General features: G+C 41.6%; 19 protein-coding genes and 1 pseudogene. 14 read left to right on the top strand and 6 right to left on the bottom strand.

What is annotated here, in order from left to right:
- Positions 1 to 76: 76 nt before the first annotated feature.
- Positions 77 to 775, bottom strand: a complete 699-nt coding sequence (locus KY305_RS15385; RefSeq protein ID WP_223063286.1) for an MgtC/SapB family protein — start codon at positions 773 to 775, stop codon at positions 77 to 79.
- A 111-nt stretch (positions 776 to 886) separates the two neighbouring features.
- Positions 887 to 2365 carry a sodium/proline symporter PutP gene (putP, locus tag KY305_RS15380; protein WP_223063285.1) on the bottom strand — a complete coding sequence of 493 codons (1479 nt, stop codon included), beginning with the start codon at positions 2363 to 2365 and terminating at the stop codon, positions 887 to 889.
- Positions 2366 to 2786: 421 nt separating this feature from the next.
- Here putP and gatC point away from each other — a divergent pair, with 421 nt between their 5' ends.
- From gatC to gatB, 3 genes are read left to right on the top strand one after another with little or no spacing between them, the layout of a single operon-like run.
- Positions 2787 to 3077, top strand: a complete 291-nt coding sequence (gene gatC, locus KY305_RS15375; RefSeq protein ID WP_039062737.1) for an Asp-tRNA(Asn)/Glu-tRNA(Gln) amidotransferase subunit GatC — start codon at positions 2787 to 2789, stop codon at positions 3075 to 3077.
- Between the two features lie 14 nt (positions 3078 to 3091).
- The gene (gatA, locus tag KY305_RS15370) at positions 3092 to 4549 is read left to right on the top strand and encodes an Asp-tRNA(Asn)/Glu-tRNA(Gln) amidotransferase subunit GatA (protein ID WP_214800492.1); all 1458 of its coding nucleotides are present in this window, start codon (positions 3092 to 3094) and stop codon (positions 4547 to 4549) included.
- 13 nt (positions 4550 to 4562) lie between these two features.
- Positions 4563 to 5993, top strand: coding sequence for an Asp-tRNA(Asn)/Glu-tRNA(Gln) amidotransferase subunit GatB (gatB, locus tag KY305_RS15365; RefSeq protein ID WP_214800491.1), 1431 nt, complete (start codon positions 4563 to 4565; stop codon positions 5991 to 5993).
- A 73-nt stretch (positions 5994 to 6066) separates the two neighbouring features.
- Here gatB and KY305_RS15360 read toward each other — a convergent pair whose 3' ends face one another.
- The gene (locus KY305_RS15360) at positions 6067 to 6912 is read right to left on the bottom strand and encodes a TetR/AcrR family transcriptional regulator (RefSeq protein WP_223063284.1); all 846 of its coding nucleotides are present in this window, start codon (positions 6910 to 6912) and stop codon (positions 6067 to 6069) included.
- Between the two features lie 129 nt (positions 6913 to 7041).
- Between KY305_RS15360 and KY305_RS15355 the strand changes: the two genes are divergently transcribed.
- The 3 genes from KY305_RS15355 to rlmD all read left to right on the top strand — a co-directional run bounded on the left by KY305_RS15355 (position 7042) and on the right by rlmD (position 12705).
- The gene (locus KY305_RS15355; protein WP_223063283.1) at positions 7042 to 10188 is read left to right on the top strand and encodes an efflux RND transporter permease subunit; all 3147 of its coding nucleotides are present in this window, start codon (positions 7042 to 7044) and stop codon (positions 10186 to 10188) included.
- A 153-nt stretch (positions 10189 to 10341) separates the two neighbouring features.
- Complete coding sequence (locus KY305_RS15350; protein ID WP_223063282.1) at positions 10342 to 11253, top strand: diacylglycerol kinase; 912 nt, start codon at positions 10342 to 10344, stop codon at positions 11251 to 11253.
- Between the two features lie 57 nt (positions 11254 to 11310).
- Complete coding sequence (rlmD, locus tag KY305_RS15345; RefSeq protein WP_223063281.1) at positions 11311 to 12705, top strand: 23S rRNA (uracil(1939)-C(5))-methyltransferase RlmD; 1395 nt, start codon at positions 11311 to 11313, stop codon at positions 12703 to 12705.
- A 65-nt stretch (positions 12706 to 12770) separates the two neighbouring features.
- Here the strand turns inward: rlmD and KY305_RS15340 are convergent, their stop codons facing one another.
- Complete coding sequence (locus KY305_RS15340; RefSeq protein ID WP_223063280.1) at positions 12771 to 13373, bottom strand: response regulator; 603 nt, start codon at positions 13371 to 13373, stop codon at positions 12771 to 12773.
- A gap of 1215 nt (positions 13374 to 14588) precedes the next feature.
- On the opposite strand from KY305_RS15340, the gene KY305_RS15335 reads away from it, so the two are divergent.
- Genes KY305_RS15335 through KY305_RS15300 form a run of 8 tightly spaced genes read left to right on the top strand, consistent with a single transcriptional unit; the run spans position 14589 to position 20639 of the window.
- Positions 14589 to 15152: an N-acyl amino acid synthase FeeM domain-containing protein gene (locus KY305_RS15335; protein WP_223063279.1), complete on the top strand. Its 564-nt coding sequence runs from the start codon at positions 14589 to 14591 to the stop codon at positions 15150 to 15152.
- Between the two features lie 18 nt (positions 15153 to 15170).
- Positions 15171 to 15434: an acyl carrier protein gene (locus KY305_RS15330; protein WP_223063278.1), complete on the top strand. Its 264-nt coding sequence runs from the start codon at positions 15171 to 15173 to the stop codon at positions 15432 to 15434.
- Position 15435: 1 nt separating this feature from the next.
- Positions 15436 to 15876, top strand: a complete 441-nt coding sequence (fabZ, locus tag KY305_RS15325; RefSeq protein WP_223063277.1) for a 3-hydroxyacyl-ACP dehydratase FabZ — start codon at positions 15436 to 15438, stop codon at positions 15874 to 15876.
- Position 15877: 1 nt separating this feature from the next.
- Positions 15878 to 17077 carry a beta-ketoacyl-[acyl-carrier-protein] synthase family protein gene (locus KY305_RS15320; protein ID WP_223063276.1) on the top strand — a complete coding sequence of 400 codons (1200 nt, stop codon included), beginning with the start codon at positions 15878 to 15880 and terminating at the stop codon, positions 17075 to 17077.
- A 20-nt stretch (positions 17078 to 17097) separates the two neighbouring features.
- A complete protein-coding gene (locus KY305_RS15315) occupies positions 17098 to 18054 on the top strand; it encodes a beta-ketoacyl synthase N-terminal-like domain-containing protein (RefSeq protein WP_223063275.1) in 957 nt (318 codons plus the stop codon).
- 3 nt (positions 18055 to 18057) lie between these two features.
- Entirely contained in the window at positions 18058 to 18771 is a 714-nt protein-coding gene (gene fabG / locus KY305_RS15310; protein ID WP_223063274.1) for a 3-oxoacyl-ACP reductase FabG, read from the top strand.
- 35 nt (positions 18772 to 18806) lie between these two features.
- On the top strand, positions 18807 to 19763 hold the full coding sequence (locus KY305_RS15305; RefSeq protein ID WP_223063273.1) for an ABC transporter ATP-binding protein: 957 nt from the start codon (positions 18807 to 18809) through the stop codon (positions 19761 to 19763).
- Complete coding sequence (locus KY305_RS15300; RefSeq protein ID WP_223063272.1) at positions 19764 to 20639, top strand: ABC transporter permease; 876 nt, start codon at positions 19764 to 19766, stop codon at positions 20637 to 20639. It abuts the gene before it with no gap.
- 238 nt (positions 20640 to 20877) lie between these two features.
- Here KY305_RS15300 and KY305_RS15295 read toward each other — a convergent pair whose 3' ends face one another.
- Both KY305_RS15295 and KY305_RS15290 read right to left on the bottom strand, forming a co-directional pair.
- Positions 20878 to 21273, bottom strand: a complete 396-nt coding sequence (locus KY305_RS15295) for an immunity 22 family protein (RefSeq protein WP_223063271.1) — start codon at positions 21271 to 21273, stop codon at positions 20878 to 20880.
- A gap of 12 nt (positions 21274 to 21285) precedes the next feature.
- A pseudogene (locus tag KY305_RS15290) lies at positions 21286 to 22076 on the bottom strand (hypothetical protein); the annotation flags it as partial.

Raw genomic sequence — 22076 nt, 5'->3', positions numbered from 1 at the left:
TTCAAAATCACAGCCGCTTCAACACATTTTTACATGATAAAACAAACGTCTCCAGGATATAACATCCTGAAGACGTTTATAACGTATCGCACTTCACCCCGACGACACCTTGGATTGCTTTTATATCATAATAGACGTCTGTGGTATAGCGGTTTTTATGGACTCTGATTTTCACTTCCATAATCGGAAATTCCTTTTCATGCAGATCATCAATCCGGACGGAGTGGATACGGATCTGTTTGCTTTTCATTTCCTTTAAAATCTCGGTCATTTTATCTTTGTCAGAAAGAGACATCCTCACGCGGATATCTTTTTCCTGCAAGCGGTCGGGGCCGATTTTTCTGATGAGCCACGGAAGAAATTCAACGCTGATCAGGATGAACAAGAGGCTCACGAATGCTTCTTTATAAAAGCCGGCTCCCGTTGCCAGACCAAGCCCGGCCGCGCCCCAGATTATGGCGGATGTCGTCAGCCCGGAAATGACATCATTGCTTTTGCGCAGAATTACGCCTGCGCCGATAAAACCGACACCGGAAATGATTTGGGCGGGAAGGCGGAGCGGGTCCATCATGATACGATAATATTTTGGGAAATGATATGCCGCATTAATGCTGACAATCGTCAGCATACAAGAGCTGACGGCGATGACGATGCATGTTTTCAGTCCGAGCGGTTTATTCTTTAATTCGCGCTCAAGACCGATAATCATGCCGATCAGCGTGGCAATGCCCAGCTTTAATAAAATGTCTGGATCGATAGGCCAGCTCAATTCCACAGCACCTCCACATTTTACTTATAGTAAATTGATATGATTTTCTCACAGTATTTATAGCAGGACAAGAGCTGAAGAAAAAAGCCGTCAGGGATAAATTCTGACGGCTTTTGCTTATTTTTTGCTTTTTAAAAGTGTTTCCATCCGGCTGAACAGCTGATAAGAAGCATCGGCCGGTTTTTTGGTTAAAAGACTGACAGTGATACCTGCAATCAAACTGAGGAAGAACCCCGGGATGATTTCATATACGCCGGTTGAAACGGCGAGGCCCGTCGTAATCCAGATTAAAACGGCCGCGGCTCCGGTAATCATCGCCGCAAGCGCTCCCCATTCATTCATCCGTTTCCAGTACAGACTGAGCAGAAGCGCGGGCCCGATGGCCGAACCGAAGCCTGCCCATGCATATCCGACCAGGTCAAGAATCGTGCTGTTCGGATTCAGGGAAAGAAAGATAGCAATGATGGCCACGATCAATACCGACATGCGGCCGGTCATGACCAATTCTTTATCGCTCGCTTCCCGTCTGAAAAAGGCGCGGTATAAATCTTCCGTAATGGCGCTTGCCGTTACTAAAAGCTGCGAGGAGATGGAACTCATAATCGCCGCTAAAATCGCGGACAATAAGAAGCCCGTAATCAGCGGATGGAACAGTATTTTAGAAAATATAATGAAAATCGTTTCCGGATCTTTTACGGCAATTCCGAAGTGATGAGAATACGCAACACCTATGATCCCCGTCAGCAATGAACCGAGAACGGAAATAACCATCCAGCTCATGCCGATTCTGCGGGCCGGTTTTAAATCCTTCACTTCTTTAATTGCCATAAATCGCACGATGATATGAGGCTGGCCGTAGTAGCCGAGTCCCCATGCCAAATAAGAAATAATGCTAATGACGCTCGCGCCTTTAAAGATATCCAATAGCTTCGGGTCTACGGCGTTGATCGAATCAATCGTCGTTGACACGCTCCCGAGCTGGGTAAAAGCAACGATCGGCACAAGCACTAATGCCGCAAACATGATCGCTCCCTGTACAAAGTCAGTCAGACTGACAGCGAGAAAACCGCCAAACAGCGTGTAAAGCACAACAACACCGGCCGTTAAGAACAGACCGAATTTGTAGTCGGCGCCAAATGCCGATTCAAACAATCTGCCTCCGGATACCATTCCGGACGATGTGTACAGTGTGAAAAAGATCATAATAATCACGGCGGAAACAATTTTCAGCAATGATGACGAATGGCGGAACCGTTTATCAAAGAAGTCAGGAATCGTAATCGCATCGTCCGCCACTTCCGTATAAGCGCGCAGCCTCGGAGCAAGCAGCAGATAGTTTGAATATGCGCCGATTGTCAATCCGAGCGCCAGCCATAAGGTAGATAATCCCGTTGCGAACATTGCGCCGGGAACCCCCATCAGCATCCATGCACTCATATCAGCGGCCCCTGCGGACAGCGCCGTTACGAACGGCCCGAGTCCTCTTCCGCCCAGCATATAGTCATTGATATTCGTTGTTTTTCTAAAAGCGTACCAGCCGATTAACAGCATGGCAGCAAAGTAAATTCCTAAAGATATCATTAATTCAATACTCACGTTTCTGGACCCTCTCTTCTTTCCTGTTAATTTTGACATCACCTCTGCATTTTGATAGTGCCGGAACAAGCGCCGGCGGTAAGCCTTTTGCCATTATTACATGCGGCTCGCACGATTTCGTGCAGGCTATGGTTACTAAACCTAACAAAGTATCCCCGATCAATCAACTGCTGAAACCTTGCCTATTCAGGGAGAAATCCGCCGTCAACCTAGAACAGCTTAAAGATGAAAGCGCTGTCAATAATTTATAAAAGTAAAAATTTTCTGACATATATTTCGTTTCTCTTTCTCCTCATTTTAGGATAAAATAGAGAAGGTTTCATCATGGCTCAGAAGGCGGCGTTTTGTTGCTTTAGAGGGCTTGTTTTTGATATGATCAGTATTATATGACGAAACGGAGAATTATGCGGAGGTGGATCTTATGTCACGAATTTCTATAGAAGAAGTAAAGCATGTCGCTCATTTGGCGAGACTTGCCATTACGGATGAAGAAGCTGAAATGTTCACAGAACAGCTTGACAGCATCATCTCGTTTGCCGAGGAGCTGAATGAAGTGGATACGGATAACGTGGAGCCGACGACTCACGTGCTGAAAATGAAAAACGTAATGAGAGAAGATGAAGCGGGTAAAGGCCTTCCGATCGAGGATGTTATGAAAAATGCTCCCGATCATAAAGACGGCTATGTTCGTGTGCCATCAATTCTGGATTAAAGGAGGGAGACAGTATGTCATTATTTGATCACAAAATCACAGAACTGAAACAAATGATACATAAAAAAGAGATCAAAATTTCTGATCTTGTTGATGAATCTTACAAACGGATCGCATCCGTGGATGATAAGGTGCAGGCGTTTTTGCAGCTTGATGAAGAAAAAGCGCGCGCTTACGCAAAAGAGCTCGATGAAGCGGTGGACGGCCGTTCTGAACACGGACTTCTGTTCGGAATGCCGATCGGCGTCAAAGACAACATCGTGACAAAAGGGCTTCGCACGACATGTTCAAGCAAAATTCTTGAAAACTTTGATCCTATTTACGATGCGACGGTTGTCGAGCGCCTTCAGGCTGCTGAAGCTGTCACAATCGGAAAGCTGAACATGGACGAATTCGCGATGGGGTCTTCAACCGAAAACTCCGCGTACAAAGCCACGAAAAACCCTTGGAATCTGGATACGGTTCCCGGCGGTTCAAGCGGCGGCTCTGCGGCTGCGGTTGCAGCGGGAGAAGTGCCGTTTTCACTCGGATCTGACACAGGCGGCTCCATCCGCCAGCCGGCTTCATTCTGCGGCGTTGTCGGATTAAAGCCTACATACGGACGCGTGTCACGTTACGGTTTAGTTGCCTTTGCCTCTTCATTAGACCAAATCGGCCCGATCACAAGAACGGTAGAAGACAACGCATTTTTGCTTCAAGCGATTGCAGGCGCTGACAAAATGGATGCGACTAGCGCCAATGTGGATGTGCCTGACTTTCTTTCTTCATTAACGGGCGATATTAAAGGCTTAAAAATTGCCGTTCCGAAAGAATATCTCGGCGAAGGCGTCGGCAAAGAAGCGAAGGAATCCGTTCTTGCCGCTTTGAAGGTGCTTGAGGGTCTCGGCGCAACATGGGAAGAAGTATCTCTTCCGCACAGTAAATACGCCCTTGCGACGTATTACCTGCTGTCCTCTTCAGAAGCGTCTGCGAACCTTGCACGCTTTGACGGCATCCGCTACGGATACCGCACAGACAATGCGGACAACCTGATCGACCTGTATAAACAAACACGCTCAGAAGGCTTCGGCAACGAAGTGAAACGCCGTATTATGCTCGGCACATTCGCTCTCAGCTCAGGCTACTATGACGCGTACTACAAAAAAGCGCAAAAAGTGCGCACACTCATTAAAAAAGACTTTGAAGACGTATTTGAGAAATATGACGTCATCGTCGGACCGACAACGCCGACACCGGCATTTAAAATCGGCGAGAAAACAAGCGATCCGCTGACAATGTACGCCAACGATATTTTAACGATCCCTGTCAACCTTGCGGGCGTACCGGGAATCAGCGTGCCGTGCGGATTTACGGACGGACTGCCGCTCGGGCTGCAAATCATCGGAAAACACTTCGATGAAGGCACTGTGTACCGTGTCGCTCATGCGTTTGAACAGGCAACAGACCATCATAAAGCAAAACCTGAACTGTAAGGGGTGAAATGAAGTGAACTTTGAAACGGTAATCGGACTAGAAGTCCATGTGGAGTTAAAAACGAAATCTAAAATTTTCTCAAGCTCTCCGACGCCATTCGGTGCGGATGCAAATACCCAAACGAGCGTTATCGACCTCGGCTACCCGGGCGTATTGCCCGTGTTAAACAAAGAGGCAGTCGAATTCGCAATGAAAGCCGCTATGGCCCTAAACTGCGAAATCGCGACGGATACGAAGTTTGACCGTAAAAACTATTTCTATCCGGATAACCCGAAGGCGTATCAAATTTCTCAATTCGACAAGCCGATCGGCGAAAACGGCTGGATTGAAATTGAAGTCGGCGGAAAAACGAAAAAAATCGGGATCACCCGTCTTCACCTTGAGGAAGATGCGGGAAAACTGACGCATACAGGCGACGGCTATTCCCTCGTTGACTTCAACCGCCAAGGCACGCCGCTGGTTGAAATCGTGTCTGAGCCGGACATCCGCACACCGGAGGAAGCATACGCATACCTTGAAAAACTGAAATCAATTATTCAGTACACAGGCGTTTCTGACTGTAAAATGGAAGAAGGATCGCTGCGCTGTGACGCCAACATTTCCCTCCGCCCGATCGGCCAAGAGAAATTCGGCACAAAAACAGAGCTGAAAAACCTGAACTCCTTCGCGTTCGTTCAAAAAGGCCTTGAGCACGAAGAAAAACGCCAGGAGCAGGTTCTTCTTTCCGGCGGAATCATCCAGCAGGAAACACGCCGCTATGACGAAGCAACGAAAAAAACCATTCTTATGCGTATTAAAGAAGGGTCAGACGACTACCGCTACTTCCCAGAACCGGATCTTGTCGAGCTTTACATCGATGACGAATGGAAAGAGCGCGTAAAGGCCAGCATTCCTGAGCTTCCGGATGAACGCCGCAAGCGTTATATCGAAGAGCTCGGACTGCCTGCATATGATGCCATGGTATTGACGCTTACAAAAGAAATGGCTGATTTCTTCGAAGAAACAGTCAAAAAAGGCGCCGAAGCAAAGCAGGCATCAAACTGGCTCATGGGTGAAGTGTCAGCTTATCTGAACGCTGAGCAAAAGGAGCTTTCTGATGTGGCGCTGACGCCGGAAGGCCTTGCCGGCATGATTCAATTGATTGAAAAAGGAACCATTTCTTCTAAAATCGCGAAGAAGGTCTTCAAAGAATTAATTGAAAAAGGCGGCGACGCTGAAAAAATCGTCAAAGAAAAAGGCCTCGTGCAGATTTCTGACGAAAGCGTGCTTCTCAAGCTGGTCACAGAAGCGCTTGACGGCAATCCTCAGTCCATCGAGGACTTCAAAAATGGGAAAGACCGCGCGATCGGCTTCCTTGTCGGGCAGATTATGAAAGCCTCAAAAGGACAAGCCAACCCGCCGATGGTGAACAAGATTTTACTTGAAGAAATCAAGAAACGATAAAAAAGCAGCCGCCTGTCCGAAGGCGCTGCTGACATTGAGACCGGAAAAGTTCCGGTCTCTTTTTATATGACCTCTAGCTGAAATACGCTTCAATAGAGGAACGCAATGTCTCAATTTGATCATTGCCGCTGCCGGCTAAATTGGAAAGCATTCCTTTAATAATCGGTTTGCGGGGCTCCTCCTTAGCGCATTCTTCTTCAATCACCTCAAGCGACACGATGACATCCTCAGGCAATCCATGCTGTCCTTTTACCTTTCGTATTTCCTTTAACAGCTCTTCTATATGCGGCGGAGGCTGGGTGAAAATGTCCTCGGGCAGCAGCGGATCGGGATTCTCCTCAATCAGGCCCGTCACAAGATCATCAATCCTTTTGATCAGAAATTCCGCCACCTGTTCCGTCTGAAACGCCATGTTCTCATTAAAAATCAAGAAATGAATATAGGAGCTCACAATCCCTTGCGCCATAACGGATGCGTCCGCTAAAAACGGTGTGATGCTTTCTCCGTAAGACGACAGCAAAGCCTCCCGGTAGAGCCTGTTAAATTGAATGTTTGCCTCATGAAAGGATTGTTTTACTTTTTGGTTTTCAGGAATGATCTTCTCACTCAGTAAAAGAATGATAAAGTCCTTATGCTCCAAGAATTCTTGGAATTGGTAGGCAATCTGTTTTTTGAAAACCTCCTTAGGCGGTTTAGTCTGATTTTCTGCTTTAATTTTCTTTACTTCTTCCATAGACATGCCGATGTAATATTCACATGCTGACAAAAGAAGGTCTTCTTTCGATTTAAAATGGAGATAAAAAGCTCCTTTTGATATTCCGCATTCAACAGCGATTTCCTGAATGGTTGTGGAAGAAAATCCTTTTTTGGCAAATAAACGGATGCCGGTTTTTATGATTTTCTCTTTTTTTTCGTTCATGACGTGCTTCCCCTTAATCCTTCAAAAATTTAGAAAAATTTACTGGCTTTTTGGTTGACGATGTTGAGTTATACCGTTTAGTATTATATAGAATGACCAGTCAGTCAATAACAAATAACGGAGGATACGATGAACCACATTATTAACTTTGTACTGAAGAACAAATTCGCGGTTTGGCTGATGACGATTATCGTTACTATAGCTGGGCTGTATGCCGGTCTGAATATGAAGCAGGAATCCATACCGGACGTAAACATGCCCTACCTCTCAGTAAATACGACTTATCCCGGAGCCGCTCCGAGTCAAGTTGCGGATGAAGTGACGAAACCGATTGAACAGGCCGTGCAAAATTTAGAAGGCGTGAGCGTAGTATCGTCCACTTCCTCTGAAAACGTATCATCGGTCATGATTGAATATGATTATGAGAAAGATATGGACAAGGCAAAAACCGAGGTCTCTGAAGCATTGGATAATGTCAGCCTTCCTGATGACGCAAAGAAACCTGATATTTCCCGCTTCAGCGTGAATTCCTTCCCGATTTTGACGCTCAGTGTGACAAGTGATAAGAGCTCGCTTGAAGATCTGACCAAAAACGTGGAAAATACTCTTGTCCCTAAACTCGAAGGAATCCAAGGCGTTGCCTCTGTACAAGTTTCAGGACAGCAGGAAGAGCAAGTGGAATTCTCTTTCAAAGACAAAAAAATGAAAGAGTACGGACTTGATGAAGATACCGTCAAGAAAGTAATCCAAGGCTCTGACGTCAACACGCCGCTTGGGCTGTACACGTTCGGCAACAAAGAAAAATCAGTTGTCGTCAACGGCAATATTACGTCAATTAAAGATTTAAAAGATATGAGAATTCCGGTTACGTCAGCAGCCGGCTCAGCAAGCAGTGCGGCATCAGGCGCAAGCGCATCGTCAGCAGCAGGCGCGCAGGCAGCACAGCAGCCGCAGCAAAGCGCGGGCACAGAGGTGCCGACAGTTAAGCTTTCTGACATTGCGGATATTAAAGACGTGAAAAAAGCAGAATCCATTTCCCGGACAAACGGAAAAGACAGCATCGGCATCAACATCGTAAAAGCAAATGATGCCAACACGGTAGAAGTGGCCGATGCGATTAAAGATGAACTGAAGCAATACAAAAAAGACCATAAAGGGTTCAAGTACAGCTCGACTCTTGATATGGCAGAGCCGATTACAGAGTCAGTGGATACGATGTTAAGCAAAGCGATTTTCGGCGCGATCTTTGCGGTCGTGATCATTCTCTTATTCTTAAGAGATATTAAATCAACGATGATTTCTATCGTTTCCATCCCGCTGTCACTGCTGATTGCGCTTCTCGTGCTGAATCAGCTTGATGTCACCTTAAACATTATGACGCTCGGTGCGATGACGGTCGCCATCGGACGGGTGGTCGATGATTCCATTGTCGTCATTGAAAATATTTACCGCCGCATGAGGCTGAAAGATGAACCTTTACGCGGGAAGCAATTGGTTCGTGAAGCGACGAAGGAAATGTTTAAACCGATCATGTCATCAACGATCGTAACCATTGCCGTATTCCTGCCGCTCGCCATGGTCGGCGGACAGATCGGGCAATTGTTTATGCCGTTTGCATTAACCATCGTCTTTGCGCTTGCCGCATCACTTTTGATTTCGATCACATTGGTGCCGATGCTGGCGCACAGCTTATTCAAAAAATCGCTCTCAGGCGCGTCTGTTAAAGCAAAAGAGCATAAGCCGGGCAGATTGGCCAATTTCTATAAAAAAGTGCTGAATTGGTCTTTAAGCCATAAATGGATTACATCCATTGTCGCGGTTCTGATGCTTGTCGGAAGTTTGTTCCTCGTACCGCTGATCGGCGCGAGCTATCTGCCGTCAGGAGCAGACAAAACGATACAGCTCACATATACGCCTGAACCGGGCGAAACGAAAAGCGAAGCGGAAAAAGCTGCGCAAAAAGCTGAAGACTTGCTGCTGAAACGTAAACATGTCGACACGGTTCAATATTCATTAGGTTCGCAAAGCCCGCTCGGCGGCAGCTCAAACGGCGCATTGTTCTACGTGAAATACGAGGAAGACACGCCTGATTTTGACAAAGAAAAAGACAATATCTTAAATGAAATCAAAAAAACATCCAGCCGCGGCGAATGGAAAACACAAAATTTCAGTTCGTCTGGCAACAACAATGAATTGACGTATTACGTTTACGGAGATTCAGAGTCTGATATTAAAGGCACGGTCAAAGACATCGAAGACATCATGAAAAAGCAGAAGGATCTGAAAGGCGTAAATTCAGGCCTTTCCAGCACATATGATGAGTACACATTCGTCGCTGACCAGGAGAAACTCAGCAAGCTCGGCTTAACGGCTTCGCAAATCTCCCAAGCTCTCATGTCACAAACGTCACAGTCGCCTTTAACAACGGTGAAGAAAGACGGCAAAGAGCTTGACGTCAACATTCAGACTGAAAAAGACCAGTATAAGAGTGTGAAAGAATTAGAGGACAAAACCATCACATCGCCTGCAGGCCAAGAAGTAAAAATCGGCGACGTGGCGAAAGTGAAAAACGGCTCGACATCAGATACAGTGTCCAGACGCGATGGAAAGTTATATGCTGACATAACAGCAGAAGTCACATCTGACAATGTAACGAAAGTGTCAGCGGCCGTACAAAAGAAAGTTGATAAATTGGATCTGCCGGATAATGTATCGATCGATACCGGCGGTGTATCCGCAGATATCGCGGATTCCTTTACGAAGCTCGGTTTAGCGATGCTTGCCGCAGTTGCGATCGTATATCTTGTTCTTGTGATTACATTCGGCGGAGCATTAGCGCCGTTTGCGATTCTGTTCTCGCTTCCGTTTACGGTCATCGGCGCATTAGTCGGACTGTATGTATCGGGAGAGACGGTCAGTCTGAACGCCATGATCGGTATGCTCATGCTGATCGGAATCGTCGTCACAAATGCGATTGTCTTAATTGACCGCGTCATCCATAAAGAAGCGGAAGGCTTATCGACGAGAGAAGCGCTCCTTGAAGCCGGCTCTACGAGATTGCGTCCGATTCTGATGACGGCGATTGCGACAATCGGCGCCCTGCTTCCATTGGCATTGGGCTTTGAAGGCGGAAGCCAGGTCATCTCCAAAGGACTCGGTGTCACCGTTATCGGCGGTTTAATCAGTTCGACCTTGCTTACCCTTCTGATTGTGCCGATCGTATATGAAGTATTGGCGAAATTCCGTAAGAAAAAACCTGGAACTGAAGAAGAGTAAAACAGCGGGCCTTGGCTCCTTAAACGGAGCCGGGGCCTTTTTTTCTTCTGCCAAATCCTGTACATATTGTTGCGATTTTCTCAACTCATAGTATAATTAAAGGTTGTTAGTGTTAATAATGGATCGGATACTCTTAAGTAGGATGATGAGATAATGAAACGTGCACGCATAATATATAATCCAACTTCTGGACGGGAGCTTTTTAAGAAAAATCTTGCCCAGGTCCTGCAAAAATTTGAACAAGCGGGTTATGAAACCTCCACCCATGCCACCACATGCGCCGGAGACGCGACTCATGCCGCAAAAGAAGCCGCATTGCGGGATTTTGACCTGATTATCGCCGCCGGCGGAGACGGAACGATTAATGAAGTCGTCAACGGACTCGCGCCTTTAGACAGCCGCCCGACACTCGGCATCATCCCGGTCGGCACGACAAATGACTTCGCAAGAGCGCTCGGCATCCCGAGAGAGAACATATTGAACGCAACTGACACCGTCATTAACGGCGTCGCCCGCCCGATTGACATTGGCCAGGTCAACGGACAATATTTTATTAATATTGCCGGCGGGGGCCGCTTAACGGAGCTGACATATGATGTGCCAAGCAAACTGAAGACAATGCTCGGCCAGCTTGCTTATTATTTAAAAGGAATGGAAATGCTGCCTTCCCTCCGTCCGACAGAGGTCGAGATTGAATATGACGGCAAGCTGTTCCAAGGCGAAATCATGCTGTTTTTAGTGACGCTGACCAACTCGGTCGGCGGATTTGAGAAGCTTGCCCCTGATTCCAGCCTGAATGACGGCATGTTTGATTTGATTATTTTGAAGAAAGCCAATCTCGCCGAATTTATCAGAGTCGCGAGCATGGCGCTCAGAGGCGATCATATTAACGATCAGCACATTATTTACACAAAAGCGAACCGCGTGAAAGTCAATGTATCAGAAAAGATGCAGCTGAACCTGGACGGCGAGTACGGCGGCATGCTGCCGGGCGAATTCGTGAATCTGTACCGCCACATTCACGTCGTCATGCCGAAGGAAAAAGCGGAACAGCTGGATGATTAAAAAAACTTGGCCCTGCACGGCCAAGTTTTTCTTGCTTAACAGAAGAGGTGAACAAACATGAAAATCAAACCGCCAGTGGAAAAAAACGAATACTATGATGTCGTCTTCGAAGACTTGACACACGAAGGAGCAGGCGTCGCCAAAGTCGAAGGATTCCCGATCTTCGTCCCGAACGCCCTCCCGGAAGAAAAGGCCCAAATCAAAGTGACACGCGTCAAAAAAGGCTTCGCTTTCGGACGCCTCATGGAGCTGAAAGAAGAAAGCCCGCACAGAACGGACGCCCCGTGCCCGATCTACAAGCAATGCGGCGGCTGCCAGCTTCAGCATATGACTTACGAAGGCCAGCTGCTGTTTAAACAAAAACAAGTAAAAGATGTACTCGAGAGAATCGGAAAACTCGACCTCTCAAATGTCACCGTCCACCCGACCCTCGGCATGGAAGACCCGTGGAACTACAGAAACAAAGCCCAAGTCCCGGTCGGAGAAAGGGAAGGCGGACTCGTCGCAGGATTCTATCAGCAAAGAAGCCATGACATCATCGACATGAGCGCCTGCCTCATCCAGCAATCCAAAAACGACGAAGCCGTCCAAGCCGTTAAAGACATTTGCGCATCATACGGTGTCAAAGCTTACAACGAAGAACGCCACAAAGGCTGGCTCCGCCACATCATGGTCAGATACGGCGTGGTTACAGGCGAAATGATGATCGTCTTCATCACAAGAACAAACGACTTCCCGCACAAAGCGAAGATCATTGAAGACATCACGGTCAAATTCCCGCACGTCAAATCAATCGTGCAAAACATCAACCCAAACAAAACAAACGTGATCTTTGGGAACGAAACAAACGTCATCTGGGGCGAAGAATACATCTACGACCTCATCGGAGACGTCAAATTCGCCATCTCCGCCAGATCGTTCTATCAGGTCAACCCGGAACAGACAAAAGTGCTCTACGACAAAGCGCTTGAGTACGCGGAGCTGCAAGGAGAAGAAACCGTCATCGACGCCTACTGCGGCATCGGAACGATTTCTCTATTCTTGGCGAAGCAGGCGAAAAAAGTGTACGGTGTAGAGATTGTGCCGGAAGCAATTGAAGACGCCAAACGAAATGCTGAGCTAAACGGCATCACAAACGCGGAATTCGCAGTCGGAGAAGCGGAAACCGTGATTCCAAAGTGGTATGAAGAAGGCATCACGGCCGACACGCTAGTCGTCGACCCGCCAAGAAAAGGCTGCGACGAAGCCCTCCTGCGGACGATTATAGAGATGAAGCCGAAGCGGGTGGTGTATGTGTCCTGTAATCCAGGCACGCTTGCGAGGGATTTGCGGGTGCTTGAGGATGGCGGGTATGCTACGCTCGAAGTGCAGCCTGTGGATATGTTTCCGCATACGAATCATGTGGAGTGTGTGGCGCAGTTGATTTTAAAAGAAGAAGCAGGATCCCGATGAGGGATGACCTGCTTCTATTTATTAAAAGATTGTCTTTTAATTGTCTGTTATGATTAATAACTCTTTCAGACATTCAACAGACCCTGTTTCATTCCGTTTACAACTGCGCCGACTCTTGAATTGGCTTCCAGCTTCTGAATAATGGAAGAGATGTGACGTTCTACGGTTCTTTTACTAATTGTTAATTCAGCACTGATCTCCATATTCGTTTTATCCTCTGCTATTAGCTTCAACACTTCTCGCTCTTTCTGAGTAAGACTCTCGCCTGCAAGGTTTAAAATGAGTTTAGGGAATATTCGGTTGTCTGCATAAGATTGTTTTACAGCAGCGACCAACTCATTAATTGAACTTTCCTTCCTTACATAAGCATTTGCCCCTGCCTTATAGGCTGCTGTTATATATTCATCATAATCATATCCAGACAAAACAACTACTTTAAGCTCCGGAAAAGTTTCCTTAATTATTCTTGTTAGGGAAATGCCGTTAAAAGATTTCATTCTAATATCAATAATCAGTACATTTGGGCTGGTACAGATTATTTCTTTATGAAGATCAGCTGGATCTGATAAAGCACCAACTACTTCAATATCTTTGTCCTGCTCTAATAATTGTGTAATACCCTGTAATACCATTATATGATCATCTAACAGCAATACTTTGATTTTCAATTGATTTACTCCATTCCATGGGCAAAGTAATGATAGCAATTGTGTTTATATTAATTTCAATGATTATCATGTAATTGACTTGATTGAAATGCATACGGTAAGAGTGAATCTTTCTTTTTTCACTATCTTCCACTTTTATTGATGAGTTCTAATATTATCCTGTTTAAGCATAGAAGGGAGACAGAATGTTCAATACTGCTTGGAAGTGTTCTTTATCATCCTAGATCATATGGGCTAGCTATAATGATCATTAATGAAAAGCGGAAGAAGAGTAATCATTATACGCTAATTCACCTGTAGTTTTTTGTAAATCGTACTCTATAGTGCTTTTCAGGGTGCAAAACAATAAAAACTCCTTCTATACAAAATAGAGACTATTACATTGAAAATCATACCTTTATTGACACTCACTAGGATATTATATCGTTTTTCTTGATTTGAATCTAGATACCCTCGAAGAAAAAGTGGTAAATTCACTCATCAATTTTTTCTACTCTTTAAATCAAGCATTTTTTTAATTTTCTTTTCCATTTGTTCTTTTTGTCTTTAAATATTAATCTAAATTATACTTGCTCCTTGCTTGTAATGAGACTATGGTATCTGTACTTGATGATTTTTTTTGTGTGAAAATTAAATTTATATGATTTTCTGCTAATATTAGGCGTGATTCCGTCATTTTGTTGGCGGTATATACGGATTTACTTAAGCCTATATTTTGTTATTTTTATATAGAGAAGAAAATATTGGTTATATGAAGGTAATTTGTCCTAATAGAGCGTGAATTAAAAAACACAGAAAAAGACTGAAAAGGACCTTCTTTTTGTAGTAAGAAGTCGCCAAATAATTACAGAAGAGGTGAACATGAAGAGGAATATCACATTCCCGTAATCTGTATTCAAAGGGTTAAGATGAGGCTATTGTCCTGTACGTATTACTGCAATTAAAAATAAACAGTGCAGTAGAACTATATAACTTTCTGAGATCGTTTACATCTGTCCCTAAAAAGCTGATTAGATTATATGAATCGTAAATCTGCTGAATGAAGTAATGTCGGTGGGAAAATTATCGCTTTCTTAGGCTTTAGTGTATAGAGATAAAGCCAAAACTGCATGTCAGTCAATTAAAAACTTAGGATTTATTCAGCTTTTCCATTTTAATTCCTTATGTCTTATGAAATAGTTTTATTTATTTAACAAATAAGAGGGAGGGGAAATCATGCTAGAAGTTAAAATTTTAGAAACAGAAGAAGAAAAAAATGAACTGTACTCAGTGAGATATAAAATTTTTGTAGACCAAGAAAAATCAGTACCTGCTGAAAACTATAAAGACGGTTTACTAAAGGATCAATCTGATGAGCATGCATACCAAATTGGATGTTACGATGGTCATTTATTAGTAGGATTTATGACTTTAATTGTAAAGCAAGAGGATGAATTATTAGAGGTTGAACAAACTCACAACTTAGTCCCTAAAAATGGCGAAAACTGTGCAGAGGTTATGAGATTAGTCGTTTTAGAAACTCCCCTTACTAGTACAATCTCTATGAAGGGCAAAGTAATGAACCTCTTGTTTGATAAGGTGAAAGATATCATTATCTCTGAAAAAATAACTCATCTCCTTTTACAGAGCAGGGAAAAATCAAAAAAAATGTACGAGAAAATAGGTTTTACCCAAATTGGCGATTTCAAACTATATAAGGGTAAATCCTATCAATGTCCTATGAAACTTGATGTCATGAAAGTAAGTCAAAAAGTAGTAAATGTTTCAGAGTATATATAATGAAAGGGATGAATTCTCATGAGTCTAGAAACAGTAATTAGCATTGAGAAAAAAGAAAAATTAATTGAAATGATTGCTGACATTCTTGAGGTTGAACCAGATGAAATAAAAGATAATACTGATCTAGTAGAAGAACTAGACGCTGATTCTATGATGGCTTTGGAGATTTTAGCTAGCGTTGAAAAGGAGTTTCAAGTAAAGATACCTGAAGAAGAATTACAGAGGTTTACAACTGTAAATAATATTATTTCAATTATTGAAGAAAGAATGAAGGGAAAATAAAATGACTTTTTTGTCGCATGATGAGGTTTTAGAGATATTACCGCAAAGATATCCTTTTGTGATGGTAGATAGAGTACTAGAGATTAGTGATTCTAACATAGCATGTATCAAAAATGTTACTGGAAATGAGCCATGTTTTCAAGGGCATTTTCCTAATAAAAAGATTTTCCCCGGTGTATATATAACAGAAGCTATTGCACAAACTGCTATTCTTTTGTTTTCACATAATAATCATTCAGCCGAAGCAGATGAAACTCTTCCCCTTCTTTATCACACCAATGTGAAATTTAAGAAGCCTATCGTACCTGGAGATCAGATGATTATTACTTTAAATATAATAAAGAAAATAAGTAAGGCTGCTATTGTTAAAGCTGAAGTGAAAGTTGATGATGTGAAATGTGCATTCGGAGAATTGACCTTTACGATTGCGGGAGATGAATAATTTGAAAAGAGTTGTAGTAACAGGTACTGGAGCAATTACTTCAATAGGGCTTAATTCCAGAGACTTTTGGCAATCTTGCTTGAATGGCGAGTCAGGTGTCACCCTCATTCAAAAAGAAGGATTACAGTTATTAGAGCCGAAATATGGAGGACAAATCCATGATTTTGACCCCTCTAAATATGTCAAAGTGAATGATTATAATTCTATAGGCAGAGGTTCTCATTTACTAATAGCAAGTATGTATGATGCTATCAGCAATGCTAACTTGAATCCTGATACATACAAAAAGGCAGATTTATACGTAGGGACCACGATGGGTGAGATTGCTATTGAAACAACAGACTACAAACGGTATTTGGAAGAACCAAGCCCACAAAATCTTTTAGATCAGGATTTTTTACATACATTATTAGCAAACGCTTGTAGAGAATTTAGTTTACAGGGAGAAACAATGCTTATTGCAAATGCTTGTTCTGCCGGTAATTATGCAATTATTCAAGGTTATGAAAAAATAAGGAGCGGGGAACAATCCATTTGTTTTACAGCAGGAGAAGATCCTTTCTCAACCATAGCTTATTATGGGTTTAATCGATTGAAGGCTATTGCCTCAAAAGAATGTAAACCATTTGATGCTCACAGAGATGGTATGCTTGTTGCCGAAGGATCAGGATGTTTAGTGTTAGAAGAATTAGAGCATGCCAAAAATAGAGGAGCTAATATTTTGGCAGAAATTAAAGGGTATGGCGTTTCATGTGATGCCTATCATATTACTGCACCTCACCCTAATTCAACAGGAATTATACATGCCATGGAAAAAGCCATAGAAAAAGCTAATATTACAACGGATGATGTGAATTACATTAGTGCGCATGGTACAGGTACTCAAGCAAATGATAAGGCTGAATCGTATGCAGTTAATCAATTATTTAATAAAAAAGTTCCGATGAGTTCAATTAAGTCTATGATCGGTCATTCTATGGGAGCTGCAAGTTTACTTGAAGCTATTGTATGTTGCAATGCCGTAAAAGAAAATATTGCACCTCCGACCATAAACTTTGAATTGAAGGATGAAAATTGTGATGTTGATTGCATACCAAATAAAAAAAGATCATTTCCTATTGAATATGCAATGAACAATTCCTATGCTTTTGGCGGCGCCAATTCCAGCATCATTTTTAAGAAATTCAGAGACGATTGTTAAAAATGGAGATGAGTATTAAAATGAATATTATTGGAAGAGGTAAAGTCCTTTCTGAAAAAATAAGCGTTGAAAGCATAAAAAATAAAATGGAAATTAACGGCATTCTGGAGCCGGAGAATTTTGATATAAAAAAATACGTTAAATATAAAGGTCTTCGTTCGTTAACAAAAGCAACTAATCTAGCTATTGCCTCAATAAGTGAGGCAATAGCTGATGCAGGGAGTATGTACAGTGAGCATTCCTCAGAAAGAATAGGTGTTTTTGTGGGAAGTACCCTAAATCCTATGGATGCTGCGTATCACTTTATGACAGATGTCTATGAAGCTTCTCCTGATTTTGTGAGTCCGGTGAAATTTTCTAGTTCTGTGTTAAATAATATCTCTGGATGGGCTTCGATTGTTTATGGTATAACCGGCTTGAATTCTACTGTGATTTCAGGAAACTTATCTGGAATAGACGCATTAAAAATGGCAGCTTTTTATATAAATAATAATGTTATTGATGTTGCCATTGTGACAGCAGTTGAGGGAAATGAAGAAGGCTCTATCTACCATCTAGGTAATCTTCAAGAACAGGTTAACGCAGTTACAGGTGCTATTTCGTTTATTATAGAAAAAAGTGAAGATTCTTATTCTAATATTCATAAAATTAACAGTTTCCAACATACTGAAGATAATAGAGACAAAATCATTTTCAATTTAGAAAAAGAATTAAAAGTGGGACAAACAAAAAATCTTATTTATGGGTCAAATAATCGTAATGACAAAATCATTTTTGATTATTTAAAAAGAAAAGAGCTCTCTAATGACTTAAATAATTTAAATATTTCTAGAAGTATTGGGACTTCAAATGCGTTATCGGGTTTCTTAAAATTAATGGTCTCTTTAGAGTTAAAAGGTGAAACATTAATAATTGAAACGAATGAAGTTGGAAATGATAGTATAATAAAAATAAATTCTAGAATAATTGAGGGTTAAATTATGAAAAAATTAGTCATTATAACGGGTGGTACGGGAGATTTAGGACGATCCATTATTGAGAAATTTCACCACAATGATTATATGGTTTACTTCACATATTTAGGAAATGTTGAAAAGGCTAGAATGATTGAAGAAAAATTTCCTACAACAACAGCTGTGAACGTCGATGTTAGAGATTATAATCAAGTAAAAGAATTTATTGAACAAATTTATGATACCCATGGCCGAATAGACTGTTTGATTAATAATGCAGGAATTAATAAAGATAAAACAATTACATTTATGAATCAAAGATCTTGGCAAGATGTAATTAATACCAACTTGAATGGAACCTTTAACTGTTGTAAATTTGTCTCAAAATATATGATTAATCAAGGTAATGGCTCAATTATTAATATGTCTTCTGTATCAGGTATGAAAGGTATTGAAGGGCAGGCCAATTATAGTGCAGCAAAAGCCGGAATTAATGGACTAACAAAAACTCTGGCGAAAGAGATGGCTAAGTATAATGTAAGAGTCAATGCCATATGCCCAGGTTTTATAGAATCAGATATGACTAGTAATTTAGATGAAAACAGATTGGTGAACATGATTCCCATGCAGCATTTAGGCAGCCCAGATGATGTAAGTGAATTAGCTCTTTTTCTTTCGGAAAATGGATCCAAATACATTACTGGACAAATGATTACAGTTGACGGAGGCTTATCAATCTAGCATAATTTAGTAATCTTACTTTTGAGGTGAACAGAATGGGAGAAGAACAAGAAATCATTACAGTAACAGATCTGCGAAAAAAATATGGATCATTTGAAGCGGTTAAAGGGATATCCTTTTCTGTAAAAAGAGGTGAGCTGTTTGCTTTCCTGGGAACGAACGGTGCAGGGAAATCAACAACGATTGATATCCTCTGTACGCTAATCAAAAAAACTTCCGGGAATGTTGTGATTGACGGTTTTACGCTTGGTGAGGGAAAAGAGAATAATCAAATTCGCAAGAAAATCGGGGTTGTCTTTCAAGAAAGCATATTAGACGAGCGATTAACTGTATACGAAAATATTATGAATCGCGGACAATATTATCATTTAAGTAAAACGCAAGTTCAGGAAAACTATCAGTTTGTTTCAGATTATTTAAAATTAGATGATATTAAGGATAAAAAATACAGCGATTTATCAGGCGGACAAAGAAGACGAGCTGATATTGCCCGCGCTATTATCCATAAACCGGCCATTTTATTTTTAGATGAGCCTACCACAGGTCTTGATCCTCAAACAAGGGTATTTGTTTGGAGTGCGATTAAAAGGCTGCAGGAAGAAACAAACATGACTATCTTTTTAACCACGCATTACATGGAGGAAGCAGCTGTAGCTGATCAGGTTGTGGTCATTAAAGAAGGCCGCTTGATCGCAGAAGGCACACCGAGTCAGCTGAAGGATCAATATGCGTTTGACAGTCTGCATATCATTTTTAAACCGGACTTTGATCCGAGAGCATGGTTTAAAAATAAACAATTGGCCTACACAGTAAAAAACTCGATTTATTCCCTTCGTTTAGAGTCCACTCTCGATGCATTTAAGATTTTAAAAAGTCTGGAAGGACAAGTAGAATCCTTTGAGGTCATAAAAGGGAATATGGATGATGTCTTTATCAATATTATCGAAGAAAAAGGGAGCACTTTGTCAGATCAGAAGGGGAGTATCGCGTAAATGAAGTCTTTATCCAGTTTAATCAGCAGAAATATTAAAATCTACTTCCGTGACCGAACTCTTTTACTTCTTTCTCTATTGTCAGTCTTTATCGTCATTCTGTTATATGCTGTATTTTTACAGCAAACACAGTTAGATGCCATAAAAGTATTGGTCGGTTCGACAGATGATTCCAAAGCAATGGTGAACGAATGGATGGTGGCCGGATTATTATCTATTACAGCTGTGACAACGACACTAGGTGCCTTTGGGATCATGGTGAAAGATAAAGAAAGTAAGAGAACTTATGATTTTTTAACAGCTCCTTTATCGAGAGCGACAATTCAGTTAAGCTACGTCATTCATTCGTTTGTCATCGGCTTGATCTTTTCTTTCATTGCCTTTTTGGGGTGTGAAATTTTTCTCGTTTCAACAGGCAGCAAGCTTTTGAGCGGTGCGGGCATGCTTGAAGTATTAGGCATCATTATTCTTTCGGTTGCTCTTTCGAGTTCAATTAATTTATTCTTAACTCTTTTTATTCACACACAAAATGCCTTTTCAACACTAAGTACGATTGTCGGAACAGCCATCGGCTTCTTATGCGGAGTATATGTGCCAATCGGAGGCGTACCGACGTTTGTACAAAAGATTATCATGTACTTCCCTATCAGTCATACCGCTGTTCTGTTCAGAAAAGCGTTTATGACAGACTCGATTGATAAGGTGTTTAAAAATGCCTCTGCAGACCAAATACAGGAATATGAAAAACATTATGGCATTGTCTACAAGTTAAACGGCCATTTTATCAGTACGGCTTCAAGTTTGTGGGTAATTGTCATCACAGCCATTCTATTTACCATCATATCTATTTTTATATTTAAAAAGCAAAATAAATAACAGCTTTTAGATTCTATACATAAAATTTTATAGAAAGTAAAAGGCAGCATCCGTAAATTGGATGCTGCCTGTTTTGATCATGGGGATCTTTACGATCAATTTTATAATATTTTTCGCCATTGACGATTGATATTTCAATGGATGATTAATTTTTTGAAAAATAAAAATAATTTACCGGTGTAATTAAATACGATTTGTTTATATCCTTTTTTAAATGTTTTATGAATTACTTTTTAATTCAAACATAGGACACTGCACCAATAAATTTAAAAATATAATTGTTTGTATTTATTTCTTTCTTTCTGCCATCATATTCAAAATTATATAAAATAATAGCAGCATTAATATGATTGGGGATTGTGGTACCTGATATCTTCTCGAATCGAGGTAAAATGACACTATCGTATGAACAGCCTTCGATTAATGTTTTTAAATCATTACATTCTTTTTTATGTGCCACTTTTTCTATAAAATCTTCATCTAAATCATCGATATCTATATCAAAGTCAATTAAAAATTGGGAAGGAAGAAAATCACCTTCATCTTCATTGTAAGCTAATTCAACATATTTACTTAATGATTCATTATCCTTTATACTTCCGATCCACAATGATACGTAATTTTGACGTTCCATATAAACCTCCTATTATTTAATCCTCAATTCTTTTGGCAGGGCTTCCACTCCACCTTTAAGTCTATAGTTTGCCCAATTATTCAATCTGCGGACAAATATATTATAGTTTAAAGATGAATCAATAATTCCTAGCAATTCATTATGGGCAGCTGTAGAGCCCAATCCTCCGTGTTTACCAGCAGGATTTACGAACTCAACTTCGTTTATGGCAGTTCTTAAATCTCTTATTTGTTCCGCTGTAACATCCCAATGTTTAAAAGTAGGAGCTCGGGAAACTAAATGCCATTCGTGCATGCCGCCAGGTGCTCTTAGTTGTCTTTCAATTGCTCTTCTAACTTTTTTATCTGCCCAAAGTTCATCAAGTTGTTTTGTTGTTAATGAGTTGAACCAATTATTAAATTCACCACTTTTTACTGTAGGAACTATTGTTTTTCTAGGTTTCTTTACATTCTGTGTTTTTATTATCTCAGTTTTTTGTAAAGCTTTCGACTTCTGTACTTCAATCTCTTTCTTCAAAAGCGGCGTATTCTTCACATTATGCGTATTCTCAATATTCTGGGCAATTCCTGCAAAAGCTGGTTGATTTCCTTTTGATAAAGAACTGGTGAAGTCTTTTGTTTTCTGGATACCGGTTTTTACATGTTTTGCAGCGGCTTTTTCTCCGGCTTCCAAGACCTTATCCACTTTGACAGCACCAGTTTTCGCAATTTTGCTTGTTACTTTCGCAGCTGAGCCAGCACCTTTAAGTCCAACAAGGCTGCCGATGGCGTAGGTGATATAATGTGATCTTGAATACGCATCCC

The sequence above is a fragment of the Bacillus sp. YC2 genome, assembly GCF_019891195.1.
Taxonomy (GTDB): domain Bacteria; phylum Bacillota; class Bacilli; order Bacillales; family Bacillaceae; genus Bacillus.
The sequence above is the reverse complement of the archived record's forward strand: the minus strand, read 5'-3'. Positions and strand labels throughout refer to the sequence as shown.